General features: G+C 72.2%; 20 protein-coding genes. 9 read left to right on the top strand and 11 right to left on the bottom strand.

What is annotated here, in order from left to right:
* Positions 1-11 precede the first annotated feature (11 nt).
* Positions 12-1,118 carry a substrate-binding domain-containing protein gene (locus tag CLV70_RS24250; protein WP_106128891.1) on the top strand — a complete coding sequence of 369 codons (1,107 nt, stop codon included), beginning with the start codon at positions 12-14 and terminating at the stop codon, positions 1,116-1,118.
* Between the two features lie 221 nt (positions 1,119-1,339).
* Positions 1,340-2,476, top strand: coding sequence for an ROK family transcriptional regulator (locus tag CLV70_RS24245; RefSeq protein ID WP_106129046.1), 1,137 nt, complete (start codon positions 1,340-1,342; stop codon positions 2,474-2,476).
* On the opposite strand, the gene CLV70_RS24240 is transcribed toward CLV70_RS24245, so the two are convergent.
* Complete coding sequence (locus CLV70_RS24240; protein WP_106128890.1) at positions 2,470-3,105, bottom strand: HAAS signaling domain-containing protein; 636 nt, start codon at positions 3,103-3,105, stop codon at positions 2,470-2,472. The genes CLV70_RS24245 and CLV70_RS24240 overlap by 7 nt on opposite strands.
* A gap of 156 nt (positions 3,106-3,261) precedes the next feature.
* Here CLV70_RS24240 and CLV70_RS24235 point away from each other — a divergent pair, with 156 nt between their 5' ends.
* The 4 genes from CLV70_RS24235 to CLV70_RS24220 all read left to right on the top strand — a co-directional run bounded on the left by CLV70_RS24235 (position 3,262) and on the right by CLV70_RS24220 (position 9,760).
* Positions 3,262-5,568 (top strand): putative bifunctional diguanylate cyclase/phosphodiesterase, encoded by a 2,307-nt coding sequence (locus tag CLV70_RS24235; protein ID WP_106128889.1) that lies wholly within the window; start codon positions 3,262-3,264, stop codon positions 5,566-5,568.
* A 273-nt stretch (positions 5,569-5,841) separates the two neighbouring features.
* Positions 5,842-6,765, top strand: a complete 924-nt coding sequence (locus CLV70_RS24230) for a sugar phosphate isomerase/epimerase family protein (protein ID WP_106128888.1) — start codon at positions 5,842-5,844, stop codon at positions 6,763-6,765.
* A gap of 20 nt (positions 6,766-6,785) precedes the next feature.
* Positions 6,786-8,855, top strand: a complete 2,070-nt coding sequence (locus CLV70_RS24225) for a PQQ-dependent sugar dehydrogenase (RefSeq protein ID WP_106128887.1) — start codon at positions 6,786-6,788, stop codon at positions 8,853-8,855.
* Positions 8,856-8,992: 137 nt separating this feature from the next.
* Positions 8,993-9,760 (top strand): hypothetical protein, encoded by a 768-nt coding sequence (locus CLV70_RS24220; protein WP_245908428.1) that lies wholly within the window; start codon positions 8,993-8,995, stop codon positions 9,758-9,760.
* A gap of 366 nt (positions 9,761-10,126) precedes the next feature.
* On the opposite strand, the gene CLV70_RS24215 is transcribed toward CLV70_RS24220, so the two are convergent.
* Both CLV70_RS24215 and CLV70_RS24210 read right to left on the bottom strand, forming a co-directional pair.
* Positions 10,127-10,576 carry a helix-turn-helix domain-containing protein gene (locus CLV70_RS24215; protein ID WP_106128886.1) on the bottom strand — a complete coding sequence of 150 codons (450 nt, stop codon included), beginning with the start codon at positions 10,574-10,576 and terminating at the stop codon, positions 10,127-10,129.
* 249 nt (positions 10,577-10,825) lie between these two features.
* Positions 10,826-12,256 (bottom strand): MDR family MFS transporter, encoded by a 1,431-nt coding sequence (locus tag CLV70_RS24210; RefSeq protein ID WP_106128885.1) that lies wholly within the window; start codon positions 12,254-12,256, stop codon positions 10,826-10,828.
* A gap of 57 nt (positions 12,257-12,313) precedes the next feature.
* Between CLV70_RS24210 and CLV70_RS24205 the strand changes: the two genes are divergently transcribed.
* Positions 12,314-12,907: a TetR/AcrR family transcriptional regulator gene (locus tag CLV70_RS24205; RefSeq protein ID WP_106128884.1), complete on the top strand. Its 594-nt coding sequence runs from the start codon at positions 12,314-12,316 to the stop codon at positions 12,905-12,907.
* 45 nt (positions 12,908-12,952) lie between these two features.
* Here CLV70_RS24205 and CLV70_RS24200 read toward each other — a convergent pair whose 3' ends face one another.
* The 8 genes from CLV70_RS24200 to CLV70_RS24165 are packed head-to-tail and all read right to left on the bottom strand — an operon-like array spanning position 12,953 to position 21,189.
* Positions 12,953-14,080: an ABC transporter substrate-binding protein gene (locus tag CLV70_RS24200; protein ID WP_106128883.1), complete on the bottom strand. Its 1,128-nt coding sequence runs from the start codon at positions 14,078-14,080 to the stop codon at positions 12,953-12,955.
* An 8-nt stretch (positions 14,081-14,088) separates the two neighbouring features.
* Complete coding sequence (locus CLV70_RS24195) at positions 14,089-14,844, bottom strand: ABC transporter permease (RefSeq protein ID WP_106128882.1); 756 nt, start codon at positions 14,842-14,844, stop codon at positions 14,089-14,091.
* Entirely contained in the window at positions 14,841-15,605 is a 765-nt protein-coding gene (locus tag CLV70_RS24190) for an ABC transporter ATP-binding protein (RefSeq protein WP_106128881.1), read from the bottom strand. Before CLV70_RS24190 ends, CLV70_RS24195 begins: the two co-directional genes overlap by 4 nt.
* The gene (locus tag CLV70_RS24185; protein WP_106128880.1) at positions 15,602-16,462 is read right to left on the bottom strand and encodes an ABC transporter permease; all 861 of its coding nucleotides are present in this window, start codon (positions 16,460-16,462) and stop codon (positions 15,602-15,604) included. The genes CLV70_RS24190 and CLV70_RS24185 overlap by 4 nt, the downstream gene beginning before the upstream one ends.
* Positions 16,459-17,454: a TIGR03842 family LLM class F420-dependent oxidoreductase gene (locus tag CLV70_RS24180; RefSeq protein ID WP_106128879.1), complete on the bottom strand. Its 996-nt coding sequence runs from the start codon at positions 17,452-17,454 to the stop codon at positions 16,459-16,461. Before CLV70_RS24180 ends, CLV70_RS24185 begins: the two co-directional genes overlap by 4 nt.
* Before the next feature lie 5 nt (positions 17,455-17,459).
* A complete protein-coding gene (locus CLV70_RS24175; RefSeq protein WP_106128878.1) occupies positions 17,460-18,944 on the bottom strand; it encodes a CoA-acylating methylmalonate-semialdehyde dehydrogenase in 1,485 nt (494 codons plus the stop codon).
* Positions 18,945-18,952: 8 nt separating this feature from the next.
* Positions 18,953-20,353, bottom strand: a complete 1,401-nt coding sequence (gene hydA, locus CLV70_RS24170) for a dihydropyrimidinase (protein WP_106128877.1) — start codon at positions 20,351-20,353, stop codon at positions 18,953-18,955.
* Positions 20,350-21,189, bottom strand: coding sequence for a nitrilase-related carbon-nitrogen hydrolase (locus tag CLV70_RS24165; RefSeq protein ID WP_106128876.1), 840 nt, complete (start codon positions 21,187-21,189; stop codon positions 20,350-20,352). The genes hydA and CLV70_RS24165 overlap by 4 nt, the downstream gene beginning before the upstream one ends.
* 193 nt (positions 21,190-21,382) lie before the next feature.
* Here CLV70_RS24165 and CLV70_RS24160 point away from each other — a divergent pair, with 193 nt between their 5' ends.
* On the top strand, positions 21,383-22,759 hold the full coding sequence (locus tag CLV70_RS24160; RefSeq protein ID WP_106128875.1) for an aminotransferase-like domain-containing protein: 1,377 nt from the start codon (positions 21,383-21,385) through the stop codon (positions 22,757-22,759).
* Between the two features lie 16 nt (positions 22,760-22,775).
* The gene (locus CLV70_RS24155; protein ID WP_106128874.1) at positions 22,776-24,077 is read left to right on the top strand and encodes an aspartate aminotransferase family protein; all 1,302 of its coding nucleotides are present in this window, start codon (positions 22,776-22,778) and stop codon (positions 24,075-24,077) included.
* Positions 24,078-24,085 lie beyond the last annotated feature (8 nt).

The following is a 24,085-nucleotide window of genomic DNA, read 5'->3' as shown; positions in this document are numbered from 1 at the left end:
ATCACCCTCCAATGCGCAACTTCTTCGGCAAGTCGGTGGCCGTCGGCGCCATCGCCGTGCTGGCCTTGACGGCCTGCGGCTCCGGCCGCGACGACAGCAAGGGCACGGACTCGAGCGGCTCCGGTGCCAAGGGCTTCGCCGCGAACTCCCTCATCGGGGTCGCGCTGCCCGCGAAGACCTCGGAGAACTGGGTCCTCGCCGGTGACCTGTTCACCAGCGGCCTGAAGGAGGCCGGCTTCACCAGCGACGTGCAGTACGCCGGCGCGTCGACCACGGTCGCCGACCAGCAGGCCCAGATCACCGCCATGGTCACCAAGGGCGCGAAGGCCATCGTCATCGGCGCGACCGACGCCGCGCAGCTGTCGACCCAGGTCGCCGCCGCGCACGCCGCCGGTGCCAAGGTCATCGCGTACGACCGCCTGATCCTGAACACGCCGGACCTCGACTACTACGTCGCGTTCGACAACTTCAAGGTCGGCCAGCTCCAGGGCCAGGCCCTGCTGGACGGCATGAAGAAGAAGAAGCCGGCCGGCCCGTACACCGTCGAGCTCTTCGCCGGCTCGCCGGACGACAACAACGCCACCGTGTTCTTCAACGGCGCGATGGACGTGCTCAAGCCGGAGATCGACAAGGGCAACGTCGTGGTCGGCTCGGGTCAGAAGGACTTCAAGTCGATCGCCATCCAGGGCTGGAAGGCCGAGGGTGCGCAGGCCCGCATGGACCAGCTGCTCACCTCGACGTACGGCAGCAAGGCGATCGACGGCGTCCTCTCGCCGAACGACACGCTGGCCCGCGCGATCATCCAGTCGATCAAGAGCCGCAACAAGCCCGTCCCGGTCGTGACTGGTCAGGACTCCGAGGTGGAGTCGATCAAGTCGATCATGAAGGGCGAGCAGTACATGACGATCAACAAGGACACCCGGAACCTGGTGAAGGAGACCATCAACATGGTCAAGGCCCTCCAGGCCGGTACCGAGCCGCAGATCAACGACACCAAGTCGTACGACAACAAGAGCAAGATCGTCCCGACGTACCTGCTCCCGCCGGTCGCCGTCACCAAGGACAACGCGGCCGAGGCGTACGCGAACGACCCGAAGCTCGCGCCGCTCACCAAGTAATTCCGTTAGGTAACTGACGGCCCTTGGGGTCCCCGGAGTCCGTCTCCGGGGACCCTTCGCCGTTTCCGCCCGCGCGCTAGGAGGCCCCGCCCGTGGTCACCCCGCTGCGGCGCGCCCTGCGCCGGGCCGGCTCCGCCCCGGCGCCCGACCCGCAGCAGCCACCCGCCCCGCCGCCGCCCGCCGCCGGCCAGGAGGAGATCCGCCGCCAGAACCTGGGCGCGATGCTGCGCTACGTCCACCTGCACGGCCCCACCTCGCGCGCGGAGCTGACCGGCCGCCTCGGCCTGAACCGCAGCACCATCGGCGCGCTGGCCGCCGAGCTCGTCGCCTCGGGCCTGGTCACCGAGGAGGTGCCCACCACCCCCCGGCGGGCGGGCCGGCCGTCGCTGGTGGTGAGCCCCCGCTCGGTCCGGGTCTACGCCACCGCGGTCAGCGTCGAGCCGGAGCGCCTGCGGGTGGCCCGGATCGGTCTGGGCGGCCGCATCCTCGACCTGCGGGAGGCGCCCCGCCCGCACGGCTCCGCCCTGCTCGACGCGGTGCCGGCGGTCGCCGCCCTGATCCGCGAGTCCGAGCGGGAGCTGGCCGCGGACGCGTTCTGCGCGGGCGGCGCCGCGGCCGTCGCCGACACCACCCGCGACGACGACGGCACGGTGCACGTGACCGGCGGGGACGAGACCTTCGCGGTGGCGCTGGACGCGGCGCTGGTCGGCGACGGGCCCGGCCGGCGCGGCTTCGTCTGGGGCGACCTCGCCGACATCGCCGCGCTCGCCGAGCACACCCGCGGCGTCGCGGCCGGCGTGGACGACCTCGTCTACCTGCACGGCGACCTCGGCGTCAGCGCCGGCATCGTGACCGGCGGCCGGCTCGTCACCGGGCACGGCGGGCGCAGCGGCAAGGTGGGCCACATGGTGGTCCACCCGCACGGCCGGCGCTGCGGCTGCGGCTCCCGCGGCTGCTGGGAGACCGAGGTGGGGGTGGCGGCGCTGCTGCGCCGGGCGGCGGCCCCACCCGGCACCAGCGCGCTCGCGGTCGTCCGGGCGGCCGCGCTCGGCGACAGCACCGCCCGCGACGCGCTGCACGGGGTCGCGGACTGGCTGGGCTTCGGCGTGGCCAACCTGGTGAACGTCTTCAACCCGGACATCGTCGTCTTCGGCGGCACCCTGCGCGAGGTGTACGCCGCCGCCGCCGGAACGGTGCGCCACCGCGTCGACACGATGGCGCTCCCGGCCTCCCGCGAGCATCTCCAGCTGCGCGCCGGCGCCCTCGGCCCGGACGCGCCACTGATCGGCGCGGCGGAACTGGCCTTCGAGAACCTGCTGACCGACCCGTTGCTCGGCCCGGCCGCCGGCTCTCAGTAACCCTGCGGGTAGTGCCGCCGTGCGGTGAGCCCGGGCAGCAGCGACAGGGCGGCGACGAAACCGCCGGCGACCATCATCAGGTAGCCGACCATCAGGCTCTCCGCGCCGCCGCCGACCATCGCGCTGAGCACCACGAGGACGAACGCCAGCAGCACCGGCCCGCCGGACAGGACCCACGCCGCGGTCTTCTGCGCGGTGCTCCACCGGGCCGAGCCCGAGACCAGCAGCATCCCGGCGAACGGGCCGATCACCGGCAGCATCACCGAGCCCGCGCTGAGCAGGGCGATGCCCGCGTACTCCCCGCCCGCCGAGGGCTGCGGAGGCGCCGGCATCGGCGCCACCGGCTCGCGGCTGGGCCGCCGCAGGTGCGCGGGCACCCGCCCGCGCCGGGCCGCGGCGGCCAGCGCCTCCGGCGGCCCCAGGCGGTGCAGGATCTGCGCGTGGTCCGGCACGGGCCCGTTCGCCGCCCGCCGCATCGCGATGTAGTCGGCGACCGTGGTCATCAGCTCGTCGCGCAGCTCCGGCTCGAGATCGTCGGTGGCGGCCCAGAGCGCCGCCAGGTAGTCGAGGACGAGCACATCCGAGTGCACCAGCGGCGCGGTGTCGGAAGAGTACGGCCCGGACGTCATGTTTCCCCCTGAGAGCTCGGCCGGCACAGTGCAGCCAGCATCGCCGTACGCCCACCGGCGGCGCATCAGACCGGGGACCGGCCTTGCCGCGCGGCCCTCTGTCTTTCGGCCGATCCATTTCCTAACGCGTGCCGCGGTACGGCCGATCGAACGGTCATGGGTGAGGACAGGCGCGTACCCCAGCGCTACGGGTGGATCGTGTCCGCCCTCGTGCTCGCCAGCTCCGGATGGTTCCTGCTGTGGTCGACCGTCGGCGCCGGGCCGGTCTGGCTCGGGTACGTGGCCGTGCCGCTCGGCGGGATGGTGGCGGTCGTCGCGCTGCACCGGCTGTGGCGCATCGTCCGGCCCGAGCCGGTCGCCGGCCGCTTCTGGCGCGGGCTCCTGATCGGTGCGGCCTTCATGACGGTCGGGTACGTGCACATGGCGGTCAACGCCATCCGCTACACGACCGGCGACGACCCGCCCGACATGACGGTCCCGGCCGCCGCCACCATCGCGCTCGGCTTCGGGCTGGCGATGTGGGCCGTCGCGCGGGTGCCGGTGGGCGCCACCGGCCCCGGCGAGCGCCGCCGCCGGACCCTCGACCGGACGATCGCCTTCCTCGGCTGCTCGACGCTGCTCTGGTACTTCGGGATGGCCCCGATGATCACCGCCGAGGAGCGCTGGAGCCCGCAGACCCTCGCCCTGGTCGGCCTGGCGTTCCTGATGTCGGTCGTCTCCATCACCAAGGTGTCGTACCTCGGCGGCGGGCCGGTCGACCCCACCGCCCTGCGCCTGGTCGCGGGCATCGGCCTGACCGCGGCCGGGGTGGCCGTGCTCGCCACCACGTACGGCGACGCGGGCGGGCCGCCGTCGCAGGCGGTGGTGCTGCCGCTGGCGCCGCTGCTGCTGGTGCTCGCCGTACGCGCGCAGTGGTCGGCCGTCCTGCGCCCCCGCCGGACGTCGCGCCGCTCGTCGCCGTCGCTGTTGCCCTACCTCGCGGTCGCCGCGGTCGACGTGCCGCTGGTGGCCATCGCCGCGGGCGAGGTGCGCTGGCCCGACCGGATCGTGCTGGTCGCCGCCGTGGTGGTCAGCGTGCTGGTGGTGGTACGCCAGTTCGTGGCGTTCCGGGACAACGCGCGGCTGCTGCACGACATCCGGGCCCACGAGGAACGGCTCCAGCACCAGGTCAGCCACGACAGCCTGACCGGCCTCGCCAACCGGGCGATGTTCCGCGACCGGCTGCACGCCGCGCTCGCCGGGGGCCGGGGCGCCACGGTGCTGCTCGTCGACCTCGACGACTTCAAGACCGTCAACGACTCGCTCGGCCACGACGTCGGCGACGAGCTGCTGGTGTCGCTCGCCGGGATGCTGCGGGAGCAGGCGGGAGAGGGTCTGCCCGTACGCATCGGGGGCGACGAGTTCGCCGTGCTGCTGACCGGCGGCACGACCGTGGGGGAGACCGTAGCGCAGCGGATCCTGGACGCGCTGACGTCCCCGATCAGCCAGCACCGGCTGCTGATGCAGGCCAGCATCGGCATCGCCACCGCCGAGCCGGGCGCCACGGTCGACACCGTGCTGCGCGAGGCCGACGTCGCCATGTACGCGGCCAAGCAGCGTGGCAAGGCCGGCTACGTGCGCTTCCTGCCCGGGATGGCCGAGCCGGTCCTGGCGCACATGCGGCTCGGCGGCGAGCTGCGCCGCGCGCTCGACCAGGACGAGCTGGAGGTCGTCTACCAGCCGATCGTGGCGCTGGACACCGGGAGGGTGGTGGGCGTCGAGTCGCTGGTGCGCTGGAACCACCCGGAGCGCGGCCTCGTCATGCCGGGCGACTTCATCCCGGCGGCGGAGCGCACCGGCCTCATCGCGGACCTCGGGCGCTTCGTGCTGGACCGGACGTGCCGGCAGCTCGCGGCGTGGCTGGCCGAGTTCGGCCCGGCGGCGCCGGGGCACGCCGGCGTCAACGTGTCCGCGCGCCAGCTGCACGACCCCGGCTTCGTCGCTCATGTGCTGGCCACCCTCGACGGCCACGGCCTGACCTCCGACCGCCTGGTGCTGGAGCTGACCGAGTCCGCCGTGCTCCGCGGCAGTCAGGTCTCCCGTACGCTGCACGACCTGGACCAGGCGGGCGTGCGCCTCGCGCTCGACGACTTCGGTACGGGCGAGTCCTCGCTGAGCCTGCTCCGCGCGTTCCCGACGGCGATCGTGAAGCTGGACAAGTCCTTCGTGGACGGCATCGAGATCGACGACGCGGACGCCGCCGCGCGGGACGCCCGCCAGGCCGTCGCCCGTGCCGTGGTGCAGCTGGCCGGGGCGCTGGGCCTCGAGGCGGTCGCCGAGGGCATCGAGAGCGAGGCGCAGGCCGAGCAGCTGCGCGCCCTCGGATACTGCTTCGGTCAGGGCTACCACCTGTCGCGCCCGCTCTCCGCGACGGCCCTCACCACGCTGCTCAGCTCCCGGCAGCGGGCCCTCACCGGCGGCTGAGCCCCGGAAAGATCGCCGAATGCCCGTCATGTCCGCATGGTCGGGCTAGATGCCTTTGGCGGGGACTTATCGCCGGGCGCGTCGAAACTTTTGGATTTTTCGAAGATTCTTTTCGCCACGGCAGCGAAACCTGTGATTAACATCAGTCAGCGAAGGACCTCGATGCAAGACACGTGCTCCGGCGTGGCACGTGGCCCGCGGGCCGCTGCCTGATCGGCCGCTTCGGCGTGCCCACGCCGTTCCCGCACCATCGACCGGGAGGCAGTGCAAGCGATGCAGAACGAGACCACCGTCAGCCGCAGGAACCTACTGGGCGCCGCGGCAGTGGGCGCCGCCGCGATCGGCACCGGCGCCCTCGCCGCCGGCCCCGCCGAGGCGCACGGCAAGGGGGGACGCCCGTCCCGCGTCCCGCTCGACAAGATCAGCGTGCAGCTCTACACGCTGCGCGACCAGCTCGCCATCGACCTCGACGGAAGCCTCGCCGAGCTGGCCGAGATCGGCTACACCCGGGTCGAGCACGCCGGCTTCGTCGGGCGCACGGCCACCCAGTTCCGCGCCGCGCTCGACCGGGCCGGGGTGCGCGCCACGTCCGGGCACGCCAGCATCCCGCAGCCGTTCAACGCGGCGGCGTGGGAGGCCACGCTCGAGGACGCCCGGATCGTCGGCAACACCTACATCGTGCACCCGTGGTTCGGCCAGGCGTCGAACGGCCAGCCGGTCCGCGACAGCGCGGTCTACAAGGCCTTCGCCAAGGACCTCAACCAGGCCGGGGCGCTCGCCCGCAAGCACGGGCTGAGCTTCGGATACCACAACCACCAGAACGAGTTCGCGCGGCAGGACGGCGGCACCCGTACCGGGTTCGACATCCTGACCCGCGAGACCGACCCCGGCCTGGTCCACCTCGAGGTGGACCTGTTCTGGGCCATCCGCGGCGCCCACGACCCCGTCGACCTCATCCACCAGCACCGCGGCCGGATCCGGCAGGTGCACGTCAAGGACCTCGCCAACTCGGGTGGCATGACCGACCCGGGCGCCGGCCTCATCGACTTCGCGCGGATCTTCGAGCACTCCCGCGAGGCCGGCCTGGTCGAGTACATCGTGGAACGCGACGACGCCGGCACCCCGCCGCGGACCCCGGCCGACGCGCTGGTCACCGCGGAGATCGGTTACGACTTCCTCGCCAACCTGCGGTTCTAGAGGGGACACCCGTGAAGCGAATGCTCACCGCCGTACCCGCGCTCGCGCTCGTCGCGACCGCCCTGATGGCGCCCGCGGCCCCGGTCGGGGCCGCGCCCGCCGCCGCACCGCCCGACTCCGACTTCCAGAAGGTGACGCTCAACGACTTCCCCGGCGAGCCGATCGCCCTGGCGGTCCTGCCCGACAAGCGCGTGCTGCACACGTCCCGCAAGGGTGAGGTACGCATCAACGACCCGAAGAGCGGCCGCAACGTCCTCGCCGCCACGATTCCGGTCTACCAGCACGACGAGGAGGGCGTGCAGGGCATCGCGATCGACCCCGGATTCGCGGCGAACAAGTGGGTCTACATCTACTACTCGCCACCGCTCAACACGCCGTCCGACGACCCGGCGACGCCCGGCGTCAACGAGGGGGACGCGCCGGAGCAGGGCACCGCCGCGGACTTCGCCCGGTTCAAGGGCGTCCTGCGGCTGTCGCGCTTCAAGCTGAACGGCAACACCCTGGCGCTCGGCTCGGAGCAGAAGATCCTCGAGGTGCCCACCGACCGCGGCATCTGCTGCCACGTCGGCGGCAAGATCGATTTCGACGCGGCCGGCAACCTCTACCTGTCCACCGGCGACGACACCAACCCGTTCGCCTCCGACGGCTACGTGCCGATCGACGAGCGGCCGGACCGCAACCCGGCCTTCGACGCGCAGCGCACCGCCGCCAACACCAACGACCTGCGGGGCAAGATCCTGCGGATCAAGGTCACCGGCAACGGCGGCTACCGGATCCCGAAGGGCAACCTCTTCAAGCCGGGTACGGCGTACACCCGCCCCGAGATCTACGCGATGGGCCTGCGCAACCCGTTCCGCTTCGCCGTCGACAAGCAGACCGGCGTCGTGTACGTCGGTGACTACTCGCCGGACGCGCAGAACCCCAACCCGCAGCGCGGACCCGCCGGGCACGGGCGCTGGGCGGCCATCGACAAGCCCGCGAACTACGGGTGGCCGTACTGCGTGGCGCCGGACATGCCCTACGTGGACTTCGACTTCGCCACCCGGACCTCGGGCGCGCCGTTCAACTGCGCGGCGCCGGTGAACGACTCACCGCACAACACCGGCAAGCGCGAGCTGCCACCGGTGGAGAAGGCCGAGGTCGTCTACACGTACGGCCCCAGCGCGCAGTTCCCCGAGCTGGGCACCGGCGGCATCGGCCCGATGGGCGGCCCGGCGTACGACTACGACGCCGCCAGCACCTCGGCGACCAAGTGGCCCGAGTACTACGACGGCAAGCCGCTGTTCTTCGAGTGGACCCGCGACTACGTCAAGGAGTTCACGCTGGGGCCGGCCAACGAGGTGACCTCGATCAAGCCGGTGCTGCCCTCGATCGTCTTCGACAACCCGATGGACCTCGAGTTCGGCCCGGACGGCTCGCTCTACGTGCTCGAGTACGGCGACGGCTACTTCTCGGAGAACCCCGAGGCGCAGCTGGCCCGCATCGACTACGTACGCGGCAACCGCAGCCCGATCCCGAAGATCACGGCGACGCCGACGAGCGGGCAGGCACCCCTGACGGTGACCTTCTCCAGCGCCGGCACCGTCGACCCGGACGGCGACAGCCTCCGCTACGCCTGGGACTTCGACGCCGACGGCGTGGTCGACTCCCGGCAGCCGAACGCGGTCCACACGTTCACCGCGAACGGCAACTACCGGCCGACCCTCAAGGTCACCGACCCGACCGGCCGCTGGGCGTCCGCCGAGGTGATCCTGCCGGTCGGCACCCTCGCACCGCGGGTGAGCCTGGTGACGCCCACGGAGGGCCAGCCGTTCGAGTTCGGTGACACGGTCGACTTCCGGGTCACCGTGACCGACGACCAGCCGGTCGACTGCTCCCGCGTGACGGTGACCTACGTCCTGGGCCACGACCAGCACGGCCACCCGCTCTCCACGGCGTCCGGCTGCTCCGGCTCCATCACCACGTTCGTCGACGGCGGCCACGCCGGCGCCGACAACCTGACGGCGGTGTTCGTGGCGGAGTACACGGACTCCGGCACCCCGCCGCAGAGCGGCTCGGACACGGTCGTCCTGACCCCGTCCGGAGACTGACCGCCCGCACTCCCGGCGCGGCCGGCCCCGTCCACCGGGAGCCGGCCGCGCCCGGGCGGGCGGTCCGGGACGTGCTTTGCCGGGTGACGTCGGGCGTTTGGGCCCCATCCGCCGTGCCCGTCCGCCACCCTGGGAGGGTGGAGCGGCACCTGGCGTCCTGGTGGGCGGGATTCCTGGCGGAGTCGGACCGTTTCGACCGGGCGTACCTGGTCGAGGGCTTCGGTGAGCTGCTGTTGCCGCAGATCAAGGCCCCGCTGCTGCGCCGCGAGGTGCAGAACGCGGCCGACACGGTGGTCCGCTACCTGGAACGGCCCGCGAACGAGGAGCGCCGGGAGTACGCCCGGGAGGCCATCGACCGCCTCGCCGACACCCTGGCCCGCATCGAGGACCGCTCGACCGGCTCGGCCATCTCCACCGAGGAGGCGGCCGTCGTCCTGTCGGCCCTGCGCGGCGACTACGGCGAGGCGGCGGCCGCGGCGGAACCCCTGATCGGCGCCGCGAAGCTGCAACGCCTCTTCGTGACGGCGCTGCGCCGGGAACGCTTCGACATCCCGCTCACCCTGCGGCTGTTGCAGGGCGGCCAGACGCCCGCGGAGGCCGTACGCTCCGGAAACCTGATCGGCCGCTACAGCTGGTGGCCGGCCTGGCTGTTACGCATCGTGACCGAACGCGCCCTCGCCGGCACCCTCGACGAGGAGACCATCGCGGCGCTGGACAAGTGCGCGTACGCCGAGCTGAGCCCGATCCAGGCCAACCTGGCCCGCAAGCTCCTCAACGGCGACGACCGCCTGATCCGAACGGCGGCCGAGCGCCTGGCCGGCCTGGGCGAACCGGACGCCGCCACCCGCCTGCGCGACGGCGACCTGACCGCCGTGGCCCTCGCCGCCCGCCTCGTCTCCGCGTAGCCGCCCGCCTGCCTACGAAGAGCAGCCCGCGAAGGCTCCGCCGGGGGCATCCAGCCCGGCCCTCTCAGTCCTCCCGGTCCGCCAGCATCACCTGCAGTCGTTGAGCGAACGCCGGCACGCCGGCTTTGGACACGAGTCAGCCAACTCGGCCGGAGTCAGCGGCTCGCGGAGGTGATCGCCGCGGCGGAGGCGGCGGACCGGCGTCGTGCACGCACGATGACCCGCTCCCGTTCGGCGAGCAGCGCCTGGGTTCACAGCACGTCGTGCACGCCGTCCTCGGTCAGGGCGAGCAGGAGATCCATGACCGAGAACGGGACAGGGCGTTGGTATCGACGAAGGCTCTGGCCATCGAGATCGCCTCGGCTTTCAGTAGGGAAGGTCCGCGGCCTGGGCGGCATCGGCAAGCCTGCGGCGGCCTGCCCGCCGGCGTTCCCTGCGCGCCTGGAACTCCAGCACGTCCACCAAACGCACCACACGGTGTCTGCTGTCGGGCAGGTGCTCCGAGGGGATCTCGCCGGCGTCCAGCAGCCTGGCCACGAACGGACGGGACAGGCCGAGCAACTCGCCCACCTCGGCCGGAGTCAGAAGAACTTCGGTGGCGAGCACGGTGACGCCGTGCCCCTGCGACAGTTGCCCCGCGGCCGCGACCAGCACTGCTGCCAAGGACGCGGGCAGGGCGATGTCCTCCCCGCTGGACAACCGGAGGCTCGCCTGCGAGAGGTTCGAACCCGCGCGGCTGATCTCGGCCGCGCGTTCACGATCCTCGGAGTTCGGCTCGATCCGGGTGGCCTCTCCCAGCACGCTCGAACGCGCCATCTCAGCTCCCTCGCGCCGACGATATCCGAAACAACTGTAACCTGCGGCGGCACTGACGCCCAGTCCCGGCCCGCGTGCCCGCGCCGAGGCGAAGCGGCTGCTCCGCGCGGGGCGAGGGCGGCTCAGGCCGATAGGCGATGATCATGATCGCGTCCGGCGTCATTGCTGTATCGGCAGATCGGCCGCTGTGGTTACCGCTCCCACGGCGAGGGGTCCGAGGTGCCGCGCCGGTGGGGGCGGGATCGAGGGTCAGTGGGCGGGGGCGGGGGCCTCCTTCTTCTCGGGCCGTGGCTGGTCGGGGGCCGGAGGGCGGGCCGGGAGGAGGAAGGACAGGCCGATCGCGGCCACGCAGATGGCGGTGGCCACCCAGAAGGCGGCCCGGAACGCGCCGTCCGGGTTCGAGCCGTTGCGGGCGCCGGACAGGACGACCGCCATGATCGCGGTGCCGAAGGAGCCGCCGAGTTGCTGGGCGATGCGGGTGATCATGCTGGCCTGGGGGATGCGGTCGTGGTCGAGGCCGAGGTAGGCGACGGTCATCACCGGGATCAGCACGGCGCCCAGGCCGAGGCCGCGGACGAACAGGACCGTGGCCAGCCAGAGGGTGCCGGTGCCGGCGTCGGCGAAGGCGAACGGGAGGGTGCCGAGGGCGACGACCGTGAAGCCGCCCGCCGCCACCCAGCGGGCGCCGATCGCGTCGGTCAGCTTGCCGGCCAGGGTGCGCAGCACCAGGGAGCCGACGCCCTGGGGGATGAGGAAGAGCGCGGCGTCGAGCACGCTCAGGCCGCGGTCCTCCTGGAGGAAGAGGGGCAGCAGCAGCATCGCGCCGTAGAGCACCGCGCCGCTGAAGGCCAGCATCGTCGTCGCGGAGCGCAGGGAGCCGGCGGCGAGCAGCCGGACGTCGACGATCGCCCGGTCGCCGCGGCGCAGCGCGTAGCCGGTGAACCCGGCGAGGAGGAGTATGCCGGCGACGGCCGGGACGAGCACGTCGGCGCGGCCGGCGCCGCCGCCCTTGGCCACGTTCGAGAGGCCGAGCAGGACCGCGGCCAGGCCCGGCGCGAGCAGGAGCAGGCCGGTCACGTCCAGCCTCGCCCGCCCCCGGGGCCCCGGGGCGCCCGGGCGGGGGTCGACGGGCAGCATGCGGGCGGCGACGGCGAGGCCGGCGAGGCAGAGCGGGACGTTGACGAGGAAGAGCCACGGCCAGGTGAGGTTGTGCAGGATCACGCCGCCGAGCACCGGGCCCAGGATCGGCCCGAGGGCGACCGGGAGGCTGACCAGCGCGACCACCCGGCCCAGGGATCGCCCGCCGGCCGCCTGCACCACCAGGGACTGCATCAGCGGCAGCATCAGGCCGCCGCCGAGGCCCTGGACCACCCGGAACGCGATCAGGCTGGGCGCGTCCCAGGCGCAGGCACACAGCACCGAGCCGGCCAGGAAGACGGTCAGCGCGAGCAGCCAGAGCCGCTTGCCGCCGAGCCGGGCCTGCGCCCAGCCGGCCAGGGGGACCGCGACGGCCAGGGCCAGCAGGTAGGCGGTGGTCACCCACTGGATCTCGTCGACCGGGGCGTGCAGGTCGGTGGTCAGGTCGCGCAGGGCGATGGCCACGATCGTGCTGTCGAAGATCGGTGCCAGGCCGCCGATGATCAGGGCCCATGCCGTACGGGAGACGGTTCTGTCGTCCATCCCGCACCTCCTTTAGATACGCCAATGTTTCTTATGACGACGGTATAAGATACAGGCGTGAGTCTTCAAGAGGGGCGGGCCACCCGTCGGCGCGGCGCCGAGCTGGAGGAGGCGATCCTGGACGCGGCGTGGGAGCAGCTGTGCGAGGGCGGCTATCCGCGCTTCACCGTCGAGGCGGTCGCCGAGCGGGCCGGGACCAGCCGCCCGGTGCTCTACCGGCGCTGGCCGGGCCGGGGCGAGCTGCTGATGGCGGCGATCCAGCACGTCGGCGAGCGCAACACGCCGGCGGTGCCCGACACGGGGAGCCTGCGCGGCGACATGTACGCGCTGCTCACCGCGGTCAACGAGGCGCGGGCCGGGCTGATCGCGCTGGTCAGCGCGCACCTCGGCGCCTATTTCGAGGAGACCGGCACCAGCCTGGCCGACGTACGGGAGAGGTACCTGGAGGGTCGGCCGACCGCCACGGACCGGATCCTCCAGCGCGCGGCCGAGCGCGGCGAGGCCCCGGCCGACCTGCCGAAACGCGTCCGCGACACGGCGTTCGACCTGTTCCGCGGCGAGGCGCTGCTCACCCTCCGGCCGCTGTCCGAGGAGAGCATCAGGCAGATCGTCGACGAGGTGTTCCTGCCCCTCGTCCGGGCGTACCGGTAGGGGCCCGGCCGTGGCGGCGACCGGGCCCGGAACCGGCGGGCATCCTCAGGCGCCGCCCTCCGACAGGGTGACCGTGCTCGGCTTGAAGCCGGCGCCCGTGACGTCGACGCCCGCGGCCTTGGCCTGATCCAGCGCCTTCCGGACGTAGTCGTTGGTGTAGGCGACGCCCTCGGGCTGCTTGGTGAGGACGGTGTCGCCGGTCTGGTTCTTCGTGGTCATGGAGAGGTCGACGGTCTGCTTCCAGTCGGCCTCGTCGATCAGCCCGATGCCGGCCTTCGACGGCCAGATGAGCTTGTTGACCTCGTTCATCTGCCAGAGCTGGTGGCTCTTGCCGAGCTTGGAACCCTTCGCCACCACCATGTCGCGGCACTGCTCCGGGTTGTCGCGGCAGTACGCCCAGCCCTTGATCGTGCCGGCCAGGAACTTCACCGTCTGCTGCTGGTACGCCGGGTCGCCGAGCTTCTCCGTGTTCGCCCACACCGCGTCCTGGAGCATCGCGGACCCGTTCGTCTTCCAGTCGATGACCGTGAAGTCGTCGGCGGTGTAGAGCTTGCCGGTGGCCGGGTTCTTCGCCTCGAGCAGCTGGGCGTACTCGTTGTAGCTCATCGCCTGGGCCGCGTCGATCTCCTTCTTCAGCAGCGCCTGCATGTCGAACTGCTGCTGCACCAGGGTGACGTCCCTGCCGGGGTCGAGGCCGGCCTTGGTCATGCCGGCGAACAGCTCGAACTCGTTGCCGAAGCCCCAGTTGCCGACCTTCTTGCCCTTGAAGTCGGCCGGCCCGGCGATGCCACTGTTCTTCCAGGCCACCTGGTACGTGCCGGAGCGCGCGAAGATCTGGCCGACGTCGGTGATCTTCGCGCCCTGTTCGCGGGAGGCGAGCGCCTTGGGCACCCAGGCGACGGCGTAGTCGGCCTTGCCCTGGGCGAGCACGGTCTGCGGGACGATGTCGACGCCGCCCTCCAGCAGCTGGACGTCGAGGCCCTGCTCGGAGTAGAAGCCCCGGTCCACCGCGGCGATGTAGCCGGCGAACTGGGCCTGGTAGAACCATTGCAGCTGGAGCTTGATCGGGGTGACGCCGCCGGAGGCGGCCGGGGTGGCGGGGGTGTCGGCCGTGCCGCACGCCGCGAGGGTCAGCACGGCGGCGGCGAGGGTGGCCAGCAAGGGACGACGCACACGAACTCCTACGAGAGAAGGCGGGCTTTCCAGGGCATCGCGAGACGCTCCAGCAGGAGCGTGGTGAGGTAGAAGATCAGTCCGAGCAGGCAGGCGCCGACCACGAAGGCCCAGGCACGGGGGTACGCGGTGAACGCGGCCGCGGAGGTGATCCGCGACCCGAGCCCGTTCTGCAGGCCGCCGAAGTACTCGGCGACCACCGCGGCGATCACGGCCAGCGAGGACGCCTGTCGCAGGCCGGTGAAGACGAAGGGCAGCGCGCCGGGCAGCCGGACGAGCCGGGTGAACGTCCAGCCCTTCGCCGCGTAGCTGGTCATCAGCTCGCGGTGGGTGGGGTCCACCTCGCGCAGCCCGCGCAGCGTGTTGACGAAGACCGGGAAGAACACGATGATGCCCGCGACCAGGCGGCGCGGCAGGTTCGAGGTGGACTCGAACATGTTGTTGAGGATCGGGGCCAGCGCGATGATCGGCAGCGCGTTGAGCACCGCCGCCACCGGCAGGGACACGTCGGCCAGCAGCCGGAACCGGCTCGCCGCCATGGCGGCCAGGATGCCGGCCGCCGCGCCCCACAGCAGGCCGATCAGGGCGTTGAGGCCGCTGGCCGCCGCGGCGGAGAGGATGTTGTCGCGCTGGGCGACCAGCTCGTGCCCGATCGCCGACGGCGCGGGCAGGATGAACGGCGCGATCCGGCCGAGCGAGACGGTCAGCTCCCACGCGACGAGGGCGAGCACGCCGACGATCACCGGCGGCAGGACGCGTCTCACGGCGTACCGCGCAGGGTCTTGCGGACGAGGGTCACGTGGGAGAAGAAGTCGGGGGACTGGCGGACGGCCTCGTCGCGCGCCGGCAGGTCGATGCCGACGGTGCCGGTGATCCGGCCGGGGCGCGGCGACATCACCACGACCCGGTCGGAGAGGAACACCGCCTCGGGGATGGAGTGGGTGACGAAGACGGTGCTGGTGCCGGTCTGCGCGCAGATCGCGAGCAGTTCGGTCTGCAGGCGTTCGCGGGTCATCTCGTCGAGGGCGCCGAACGGCTCGTCCATGAGCAGCAGCGGCGGATGCACGGCCAGCGCGCGGGCGATCGCCACCCGCTGCTGCATGCCGCCGGACAGCTGCGCGGGATAGTGCCCGGCGAAGTCGGCGAGCCCGACCAGCTCCAGCATCTCGGCGGCCCGCTCGCGGCGTTCGGCCTTCGACTGCCCGCGCAGCTCCAGCGGCAGTTCGACGTTGCGCTGCACCGTACGCCACTCGAAGAGCCCGGCCTGCTGGAAGGCGATCCCGTAGGCCTGCTCCAGCCGGGCCTGACGGGCCGGCTTGCCGGACACCTCGACCGTGCCGGTGGTGGGTGCGAGCAGGTCGGCGATCAGCCGCAGCAGGGTGCTCTTGCCGCAGCCGGACGGGCCGATGAGCGAGACGAACTCGCCGGCCGCGACCGTCAGGTCCACGTCGGACAGGGCGGTCACCTCGTCGGGGCGGCCCCGGTTGAAGACCTGGGTGACACCGGAGACGGATACAGCAGTCACATCGTCACCACCGGGACTCGGCGCCGGTGCCGCATCAGCGGCAGCTCGAGCAGGCTGACCAGGGCCGCCACGACGAGACCCAGCAGGGCCGCGCCGAGCATGGCGGTGTAGACCTTCGCGGGGTCGCTGGTGGCCTCCCGCGAGTACTCGATGACCAGGCGGCCGATGCCTCCGCGCGTACCCGTGGAGATCTCACCGACCACCGCGCCCACGACGGCGGCCGCGCCGGCCAGCCGCAGCGCCGGGAACAGGTAGGGCAGCGCCGCCGGCAGGCGGAGCTTGATCAGCGTGCGCCACCAGCCGGCGGCGTAGCTGCGCATCAGCTCCACCCCGCTCGCCTGCGGCGACTGGAGGCCGCGCAGCATGCCGACGGCCACCGGGAAGAAGCTCAGGTACGCGGCGATCACCGCGACCGTCATCCAGTCCTGCCACGGGTACGGCCCGAACGACAGGTTCCCGCTCCACCCGGCGATCAGCGGCGCGAGCGCCACCAGCGGCACGGTCTGCGACAGGATCACGTACGGCAGCAGTCCCCGCTCGACGAGCCGGAACCGCTGCATCGCGACCGCCAGCAGCAGCCCGACGACCGCGCCGGCGGCGAACCCGGCCACGGTGATGCCCAGCGTGAACAGGCACGCGCCGAGCACCACCTGCCAGACCGGCCGGCCGCCGGTGAGTTCCGGACGGCCGAGCCGGCGCAGCATGTCCCAGACGTGCGGCATGGACAGGTCGTCGGCGCGCGGCAGGACCCGGGTGCCGAACAGCACGGTCCCGTCCGGGTCGCCGACCGCCTTGTAGCCCTCCCACAGGGCCACGAACACCACCACCGCGGCGAGGACGCTGAGGACGCGTCTCATGAGACCGCCGGAATCACGCTTTTTCCGTACGCCTCGAGCGTCGCTTCCTTGTCGTCGTGTTGCAGGTAGAGCGCGAACTGGTCGACGCCCAGCTCGCGCAGCCGGCCGAGCCGGGCCAGGTGGTTCTCGACCGGCCCGAGGATGCAGAAGCGGTCCACCACCTCGTCCGGCACGAACGTGGTGTGCTCGTTGCCGGCCCGCCCGTGCTGGGCGTAGTCGTACCCCTGCCGGCCCTGGATGTAGTCGGTGAGCACCTGCGGCACCGCGCCGCCGGTGCCGTAGCGGGCCACGATGTCGGCGACGTGGTTGCCGACCATCCCGCCGAACCAGCGGGTCTGGTCCCGCTGGTGGGCGAGGTCGTCGCCGACGTACGCCGGTGCCGCCACGCAGAACCGGATCGCCGCCGGGTCGCGGCCCGCCCGCTCGGCGGCCTCCCGGACCGCCCCGATCATCCAGGCCGCGATGTCCGGGTCGGCGAGCTGCAGGATGTAGCCGTCACCGACCTCGCCGGTCAGGGCCAGGGCCCGGGGACCGTACGCGGCCACCCACACGTCGAGCCGGCTGTGCGGCGCCCAGGCGAACTCGAGCTCGCGGCCGCGTACGGTCACCTTCTCGCCGTTGGCGAGCCCCCGGATGATCCCGACGCTCTCGCGCAGCTCGCCGAGGGTGTTCGGGGCCAGCCCGAGCACCCGCAGCGCGGAGTCGCCGCGGCCGATGCCGCAGATGGTGCGGTTGCCGTACATCTCGTTGAGGGTGGCGAACTGCGACGCGATGACCGTCCAGTCGCGGGTGCCCGGGTTGGTCACCATCGGGCCGACGACCACCCGCCGGGTCTCGCTGAGGATCTTGCTGTAGATGACGAACGGCTCCTGCCACAGCACGTGCGAGTCGAACGTCCACACGTGGCTGTAGCCCAGTTCCTCCGCGCGCTTCGCCAGCTCGACGACCTCCGCGGAGGGCGGGTCGCACTGCAGGACGACGCCGATGTCCATCCGGCTCACCGCACCTTCGGGAAGCCCAGGTCGACCTCCGAGGTGGCCGGGTCGGGCCAGCGCGAGGTGACGACCTTGCTGCGGGTGTAGAACTGGAGTCCCTCGGGGCCGTACATGTGCAGGTCGCCGAAGAGCGAGGACTTCCAGCCGCCGAAGCTGTAGTAGGCGACCGGCACCGGCACCGGCACGTTGACGCCGACCATCCCGCACACCACGTCGTACTGGAACTGCCGGGCGGCGCCGCCGTCGCGGGTGAAGATGGCCGTACCGTTGCCGTATTCGTTGCTGTTGACCAGCTCCAGGGCCTGCTCGTAGGTGTCGACCCGGACCACCGACAGCACTGGCCCGAAGATCTCGTCGGTGTAGAGCGGCGAGTCGGCCGTCACCCTGTCGACCAGCGACGCGCCGAGGAAGAAGCCGGGCCCGTCGCTGATCGGCGCCGCCCGGCCGTCGACCACGATCTCGGCCGGTCCGGGGTCGGCGAGGTAGCCGGCCACCCGGTCGCGGTGCTCGCGGCTGATCAGCGGGCCCATCTCGGCGGACGGGTCGCTCGCCGGGCCGACCGCGATCCGGCCGATCCGCTCCCGGATCGCCTCGACCAGCGGGTCCGCGCTCGCCCCGACGGCCACCACGACCGACACGGCCATGCAGCGCTCGCCCGCGGAGCCGTACCCGGCGCTGACCGCCGCGTCCGCCGCCGAGCCGATGTCCGCGTCCGGCAGCACGACCATGTGGTTCTTGGCACCGCCGAGCGCCTGCACCCGCTTGCCGTGCTCGGTGGCGGTCCGGTAGATGCTCTTCGCCACCGGCGTCGACCCGACGAAGGACACGGCCTGCACATCGGGATGTACCAACAATACGTCGACGGCCTCGCGGTCGCCCTGGACGACGTTGAACGCGCCGTCCGGCAGCCCGGCCTGGCGCAGCAGGTCGGCCAGCATCAGCGACACCGACGGGTCCTTCTCGCTCGGCTTGAGCACGAAGGTGTTGCCGCTGACCAGGGCGTTGCAGAACATCCACATCGGCACCATGGCCGGGAAGTTGAACGGCGTGATGCCGGCGACCACCCCGAGCGGCTGGCGGATCGAGTAGACGTCCACGCCGGTCGAGGCCTGTTCGCTGTAGCCGCCCTTGAGCAGGTGCGGCGCGCCCGCGGCGAACTCGACGTTCTCCAGCCCGCGGGCCAGCTCGCCGGCCGCGTCCGCCACGGTCTTGCCGTGCTCGGCGCTGACCAGCGACGCGATCTCCTTGCGGTTGGCGTCGACCAGCTCGCGGAAGCGGAACATCACCTCGGCGCGGCGGGACAGCGACGCCGCCCGCCAGCCCGGGAACGCCCGCTTCGCCGACGCCACGGCACGCTCGGTCTCGGCGGCGGTCGCGGCCACCACGTACGCCTGCTGCTCGCCGGTCGCCGGGTCCCAGACCGGGAGCCGCCGGCCGCTGGTGCCGTCCACGGCCGTACCGTCGAGCCAGTGCTTGATCTCTCGCATGTGTGCCCCTAAACCAGGTAGTCGGAGAGGCCGCGGGGCACGTAGCGGCCGTGGCCGGCGCGTCCCTCGTACTCGCCGCCCCGCACGATGACCGTGCCGCGGGAGATGACGGTGTCGACCCGGCCGGCGATCTCCCAGCCCTCCCAGGCGGAGTAGTCCATGTTCATGTGGTGCGTGTCCACGCCGATCCGGGTCCGCCCGGCCGGGTCGTACAGCACGATGTCGGCGTCGGAACCGGGCGCGATCACGCCCTTGCGCGGGTACATCCCGAACATCCGGGCCGGGGTGGTGGCGATCGTCTCGACCCAGCGGCCGAGCGAGAGCTTGCCGTCGACGACGCCCTGATAGAGCAGGTCGACGCGGTGCTCGACGCCGCCGATGCCGTTCGGGATCTTCGAGAAGTCGCCGACGCCCATCTCCTTCTGGTCCTTCATGCAGAAGGGGCAGTGGTCGGTGGAGACCATGGCGAGGTCGTTGGTGCGCAGGCCGCGCCACAGGTCCGCGCGGTGGCTCTCGTGCTTGCTGCGCAGCGGCGTGGAGCAGACCCACTTGGCGCCCTCGAAGCCGGGCGCGCCGAGCTGGTCCTCCAGCGTCAGGTAGAGGTACTGCGGGCAGGTCTCGGCGAACACGTTGCGGCCCAGGTCGCGGGCGGCGGCCACCTGCTCCAGCGCCTTGGAGGCGGACAGGTGCACGATGTAGAGCGGGCAGTCCGCGGCCACGCTCGCCAGCCAGATCGCCCGGCTCGTCGCCTCGGCCTCCAGCTCCTGGGGCCGGGTCACGCCGTGGTGGTACGGGTCCGTCTCGCCGCGCTCGAGGGCCTGCTTGACCAGGACGTCGATGGCCGGGCCGTTCTCCGCGTGCATCATGATCATGGCGCCGTTGTCCCGCGCCCGCTGCATGGCCCGCAGGATCTGCCCGTCGTCGCTGTAGAACACCCCCGGGTACGCCATGAACAGCTTGAAGCTGGTGATGCCCTCGTCGGCGACGAGCTGGTCCATGGCCTTGAGCGACTCGTCGTCCACGCCGCCGAGGATCATGTGGAAGCCGTAGTCGATGTGGCAGGTGCCGGCCGTCTTGGCGTGCCAGGCGGCCAGCCCGTCCTGCACCACCTCGCCGTACCGCTGGATCGCGAAGTCGATGATCGTGGTGGTGCCGCCGAACGCGGCGGCGCGCGTACCCGTGTCGAAGGTGTCGCTCGCCTCGGTGCCGCCGAACGGCATCTGCATGTGGGTGTGCGCGTCGATGGCGCCGGGGATGACGTATTTACCGGTGGCGTCGATCGTCTCGATCTCCTGCGGCCCGGTGCCGGGGGCGAACAGCGCGACGATCCGCTCGCCGTCGACCAGGACGTCCGCCGGGTTCGGGCCGGTGGTGGAGACGACCGTGCCCCCCTTGATCAGATAGCTCACGGCTGCACCAGCCCGTCGTAGCTCTCCGGCCGGCGGTCGCGGTAGAACTGCCATCGGTTGCGGACCGTCTCGATGAGGCTCAGGTCCAGGTCGCGGACGATCAGCTCCGGCTCGTGGGTGTCGCCGACGTCGCCGACGAACTTGCCCTCCGGGTCCACGAAGTACGACTGGCCGTAGAAGTCGTCGTCGCCCAGCGGCTCGATGCCGACCCGGTTGATCGCCCCGATGAAGTACTCGTTGGCCACCGCGCTGGCCGGCTGCTCCAGCTGCCACAGGTACGACGACAGCCCGCGGCTCGTGGCCGACGGATTGAACACGATCTGCGCGCCGTTCAGGCCCAGCGTGCGCCACCCCTCGGGGAAGTGCCGGTCGTAGCAGATGTAGACGCCGACCTTGCCGACCGCGGTGTCGAAGACCGGGTAGCCGAGGTTGCCGGGGCGGAAGTAGAACTTCTCCCAGAAGCCGTTGACCTGCGGGATGTGGTGCTTGCGGTACTTGCCCAGGTACGAGCCGTCGGCGTCGACCACCGCGGCGGTGTTGTAGAGGACGCCGGGCTGCTCCTGCTCGTACATCGGCAGGACCATGACCAGGTTCAGCTCGGCGGCCAGCGCCTGGAAGCGCTCGGTGGTGGGGCCGGGGACGGACTCGGCGTACTCGTAGTAGGCGGCGTCCTGGACCTGGCAGAAGTACGGCCCGTAGAACAGCTCCTGGAAGCAGATCACCTGGGCGCCCCGGGCGGCGGCGTCGCGGGCGTAGTCCTCGTGGGCCTTGATCATCGATTCCTTGTCGCCCGTCCAGGTGGTCTGGACGAGCGCGGCGCGAACGACTCTGCTCATGCTCGCTGCCCCTCTCTGGTGGCCGTATCGGCGGTGGTGGCGTACGTCACGGTTTAGATTGTGATCGCTCTGGCACCGCCTGTCATCGACCCTGCGCTTTGCTTGACATCCCGGGTCGATGTCGTAGGACACTAATGACACAGCTCAGGGCGGACAATTGCCCTGCTGTTACCAAATGTTTCGGAGAAGTAATTTGCTTCCAGTCATCGCCGGCGCTGTCGAGGACCGCAGTGCGCGGGGGATCGCCGCGGCCGTGAGCCGGCTCGTCACCGCCGGTGAGCTGCCCACGGGCGCGCGGCTGCCGACCGTGCGCGACGTCGCGCGCGAGCTCGGGGTCAGCCCGACGACCGTCAGCGAGGCGTGGCGCAGCCTGGCCCGGGCCGGCGCGATCCAGACCCGCGGGCGCTCCGGCTCGTACGTCGCCGCCCCCGTGCTGCCCCGCCGCCGCCTGCGGTACGCCCAGCTCGGCGCCGGCCTCGGCCCGGTCGCCCACGACTACTCCACCGGCGTCCCCGACTACGACCTGCTGCCCAGCATGACCGGGGCGCTGCGGCGGATCGGCGACGCGCGGCTCACCACCAGCTACCTCGAGGCCGCCGTGCTGCCGCCGCTGGAGACGGTGCTGCGGCAGCGGTGGCCGTACCCGCCGGAGCAGCTGACCGTGGTCGACGGCGCCCTCGACGCCCTGGACCGCATCACCGCGACGCTCGTCCGGCTCGGCGACCACGTGCTCGTCGAGAACCCCGCCTTCCCGCCGGTCCTCGACCTGCTCGACGCGGTCGGCGCCACGGTCGTCGGCGTGCCGATGGACGAGCACGGCCTCCGGCCCGGCGAGCTGGGTGCGGCGCTCAAGGCGTACGACCCGGTCGCGGTGTTCCTGCAGCCGCGGGCGCACAACCCGACCGGCGCCGGCCTCAGCGCCCGGCGGGTGTCCGAACTGGCCGACGTGCTGGCCGGATATCCGCAGGTCACCATCGTCGAGGACGACCACGCGGGCGACATCGCCACCGCGCCGCCGGTGAGCCTCGGCACCCGCCTGCCGGACCGGACCGTGCACGTCGCCGGGTTCTCCAAGAGCCACGGACCGGACCTGCGGCTGGCCGCCCTCGGCGGGCCGGCCGGGGTGATCACCGCCGTGGCCGACCGGCGCCTGCTCGGGCCCGGCTGGTCCAGCCGCCTGCTCCAGGCGGTCCTGCTCGACCTGCTCACCTCGCCGGAGGCCGAGGCGCAGGTCGCCGCCGCGCGCGACGAGTACGCCCGCCGCCGCGCCGTCATGCTGGCCGAGCTCGCCGCCCGGGACGTGCCCGCCACCGCCGCGGACGGCATCAACCTGTGGATGACCGTCGAGGACCAGCAGATGGCGATGCTGGCCCTCGCCGCGCACGGCATCGCCGTCGCACCCGGCGCGCCCTTCGCCGTGACCCCGCTCGGCGCCGACCACGTACGGATCACCGCCGGCCTGATCCGCGACGGCCACGCCGACCTCGCCGACATCCTCGCCGCCGCGGCCCGGGCCGGTGCCCGCGGCAGCGGATCCCGTAGCCGCCCGCACCCGCGGGGCTGGCGCTGACGCACGGAGGCCCCACATGACCGACGACCTGCTCGCGCGGCACCAGGCGGTGCTGCCCTCCTGGGTGACCACCTACTACGGCGACGAGGCGATCGAGCTGGTCGCCGGCTCCGGCCGCCGGGTCACCGACAGCACCGGGAAGACCTACCTGGACTTCTTCGGCGGCGTGCTCACCACGATGCTCGGCTACGACGTGGCCGAGGTCCGCGAGGCGGTCGAGCGGCAGCTCGCCACCGGCATCGTGCACAGCTCCACCCTGTACCTGATCCGGCAGCAGGTGGAGCTGGCCGAGAAGATCGCCCGGGTCTCCGGCATCCCGGACGCCCGGGTCTTCTTCGCCAACTCCGGCACCGAGGCCAACGAGGCGGCGCTGCTGTTCGCCACCAACCACCGCCGGTCCAACCAGATCCTGGCGGTCCGCAACAGCTACCACGGCCGGTCCTTCGCAGCGATGGCGATCACCGGGCACCGCAGCTGGTCGGCGAGCGGCCTGAGCCCGCTGCAGGTCAGCTGGCTGCACTCCGGCGAGCGGCTGCGCGGCCGGATGGCGGGCCTGTCCGATGCCGAACACGTCGAGGCCGCGGTCGAGGACCTGCGCGAGGTGCTCGCCACCACCACGGCCGGCGACGTGGCCGCGCTCATCGCCGAGCCGATCCAGGGCGTCGGCGGCTTCGTGCACGCCCCGGACGGGCTGCTCGGCGCGCTCAAGAAGGAGCTCGACAACCACGGCATCCTGCTCATCGCCGACGAGGTGCAGACCGGCTGGGGGCGTACGGGCGACCACTTCTGGGGCTATCAGGCGCACGACGTGCAGCCGGACCTGATCACCTTTGCCAAGGGCATCGGCAACGGCTTCGCCCTGGCCGGCGTGGTCGGCCGGGCCGAGCTGGTCAACGCGGTCCCGGCGACGAGCTTCTCCACGTTCGGCGGCAACCCGATCTCGACGGCGGCCGGCAACGCGGTCCTCGACTACGTCCTCGACCACGACCTCCAGCACCACGCGAAGCGGGTCGGCACGATCCTGCTCGACGGGCTGCGCGCCGAGGCCGGCGGGGCGGGCATCGTCGGCGAGATCCGCGGGCGTGGCCTGATGCTGGCGGTCGAGTTCGTCCGCCCCGGCTCGACCCAGCCGGACGCCGCCGCGACCCTGCGGGTGTTCGACGAGTGCCGCCGGGGCGGGCTGCTGGTCGGCAAGGGCGGCCTGTACGGCAACGTGATCCGGATGGGGCCGCCGCTCACCCTGACCGAGGACGAGGCCCGCGAGGGGCTGGCGATCCTCGCCGCCGCCGTCCGCAAGGTCGACGCCGAGGCCTTCTGAGCACGTCC

It is taken from the genome of Pseudosporangium ferrugineum (assembly GCF_003002065.1).
Taxonomy (GTDB): Bacteria; Actinomycetota; Actinomycetes; order Mycobacteriales; family Micromonosporaceae; genus Actinoplanes; species Actinoplanes ferrugineus_A.
This window is presented reverse-complemented; position numbering and strand designations above follow the sequence as displayed.

Coding starts and splice junctions, on each gene's coding strand:
- CLV70_RS24165 (WP_106128876.1), bottom strand. CDS start 21,189: ATGAGCAGAGTCGTTCGCGCCGCGCTCGTCCAGACCACCTGGACGGGC.
- CLV70_RS24235 (WP_106128889.1), top strand. CDS start 3,262: ATGGGTGAGGACAGGCGCGTACCCCAGCGCTACGGGTGGATCGTGTCC.
- CLV70_RS24245 (WP_106129046.1), top strand. CDS start 1,340: ATGCTGCGCTACGTCCACCTGCACGGCCCCACCTCGCGCGCGGAGCTG.
- CLV70_RS24155 (WP_106128874.1), top strand. CDS start 22,776: ATGACCGACGACCTGCTCGCGCGGCACCAGGCGGTGCTGCCCTCCTGG.
- CLV70_RS24250 (WP_106128891.1), top strand. CDS start 12: ATGCGCAACTTCTTCGGCAAGTCGGTGGCCGTCGGCGCCATCGCCGTG.
- CLV70_RS24225 (WP_106128887.1), top strand. CDS start 6,786: ATGCTCACCGCCGTACCCGCGCTCGCGCTCGTCGCGACCGCCCTGATG.
- CLV70_RS24240 (WP_106128890.1), bottom strand. CDS start 3,105: ATGACGTCCGGGCCGTACTCTTCCGACACCGCGCCGCTGGTGCACTCG.
- CLV70_RS24175 (WP_106128878.1), bottom strand. CDS start 18,944: ATGCGAGAGATCAAGCACTGGCTCGACGGTACGGCCGTGGACGGCACC.
- CLV70_RS24185 (WP_106128880.1), bottom strand. CDS start 16,462: ATGAGACGCGTCCTCAGCGTCCTCGCCGCGGTGGTGGTGTTCGTGGCC.
- CLV70_RS24210 (WP_106128885.1), bottom strand. CDS start 12,256: ATGGACGACAGAACCGTCTCCCGTACGGCATGGGCCCTGATCATCGGC.
- CLV70_RS24180 (WP_106128879.1), bottom strand. CDS start 17,454: ATGGACATCGGCGTCGTCCTGCAGTGCGACCCGCCCTCCGCGGAGGTC.
- CLV70_RS24215 (WP_106128886.1), bottom strand. CDS start 10,576: ATGGCGCGTTCGAGCGTGCTGGGAGAGGCCACCCGGATCGAGCCGAAC.
- CLV70_RS24230 (WP_106128888.1), top strand. CDS start 5,842: ATGCAGAACGAGACCACCGTCAGCCGCAGGAACCTACTGGGCGCCGCG.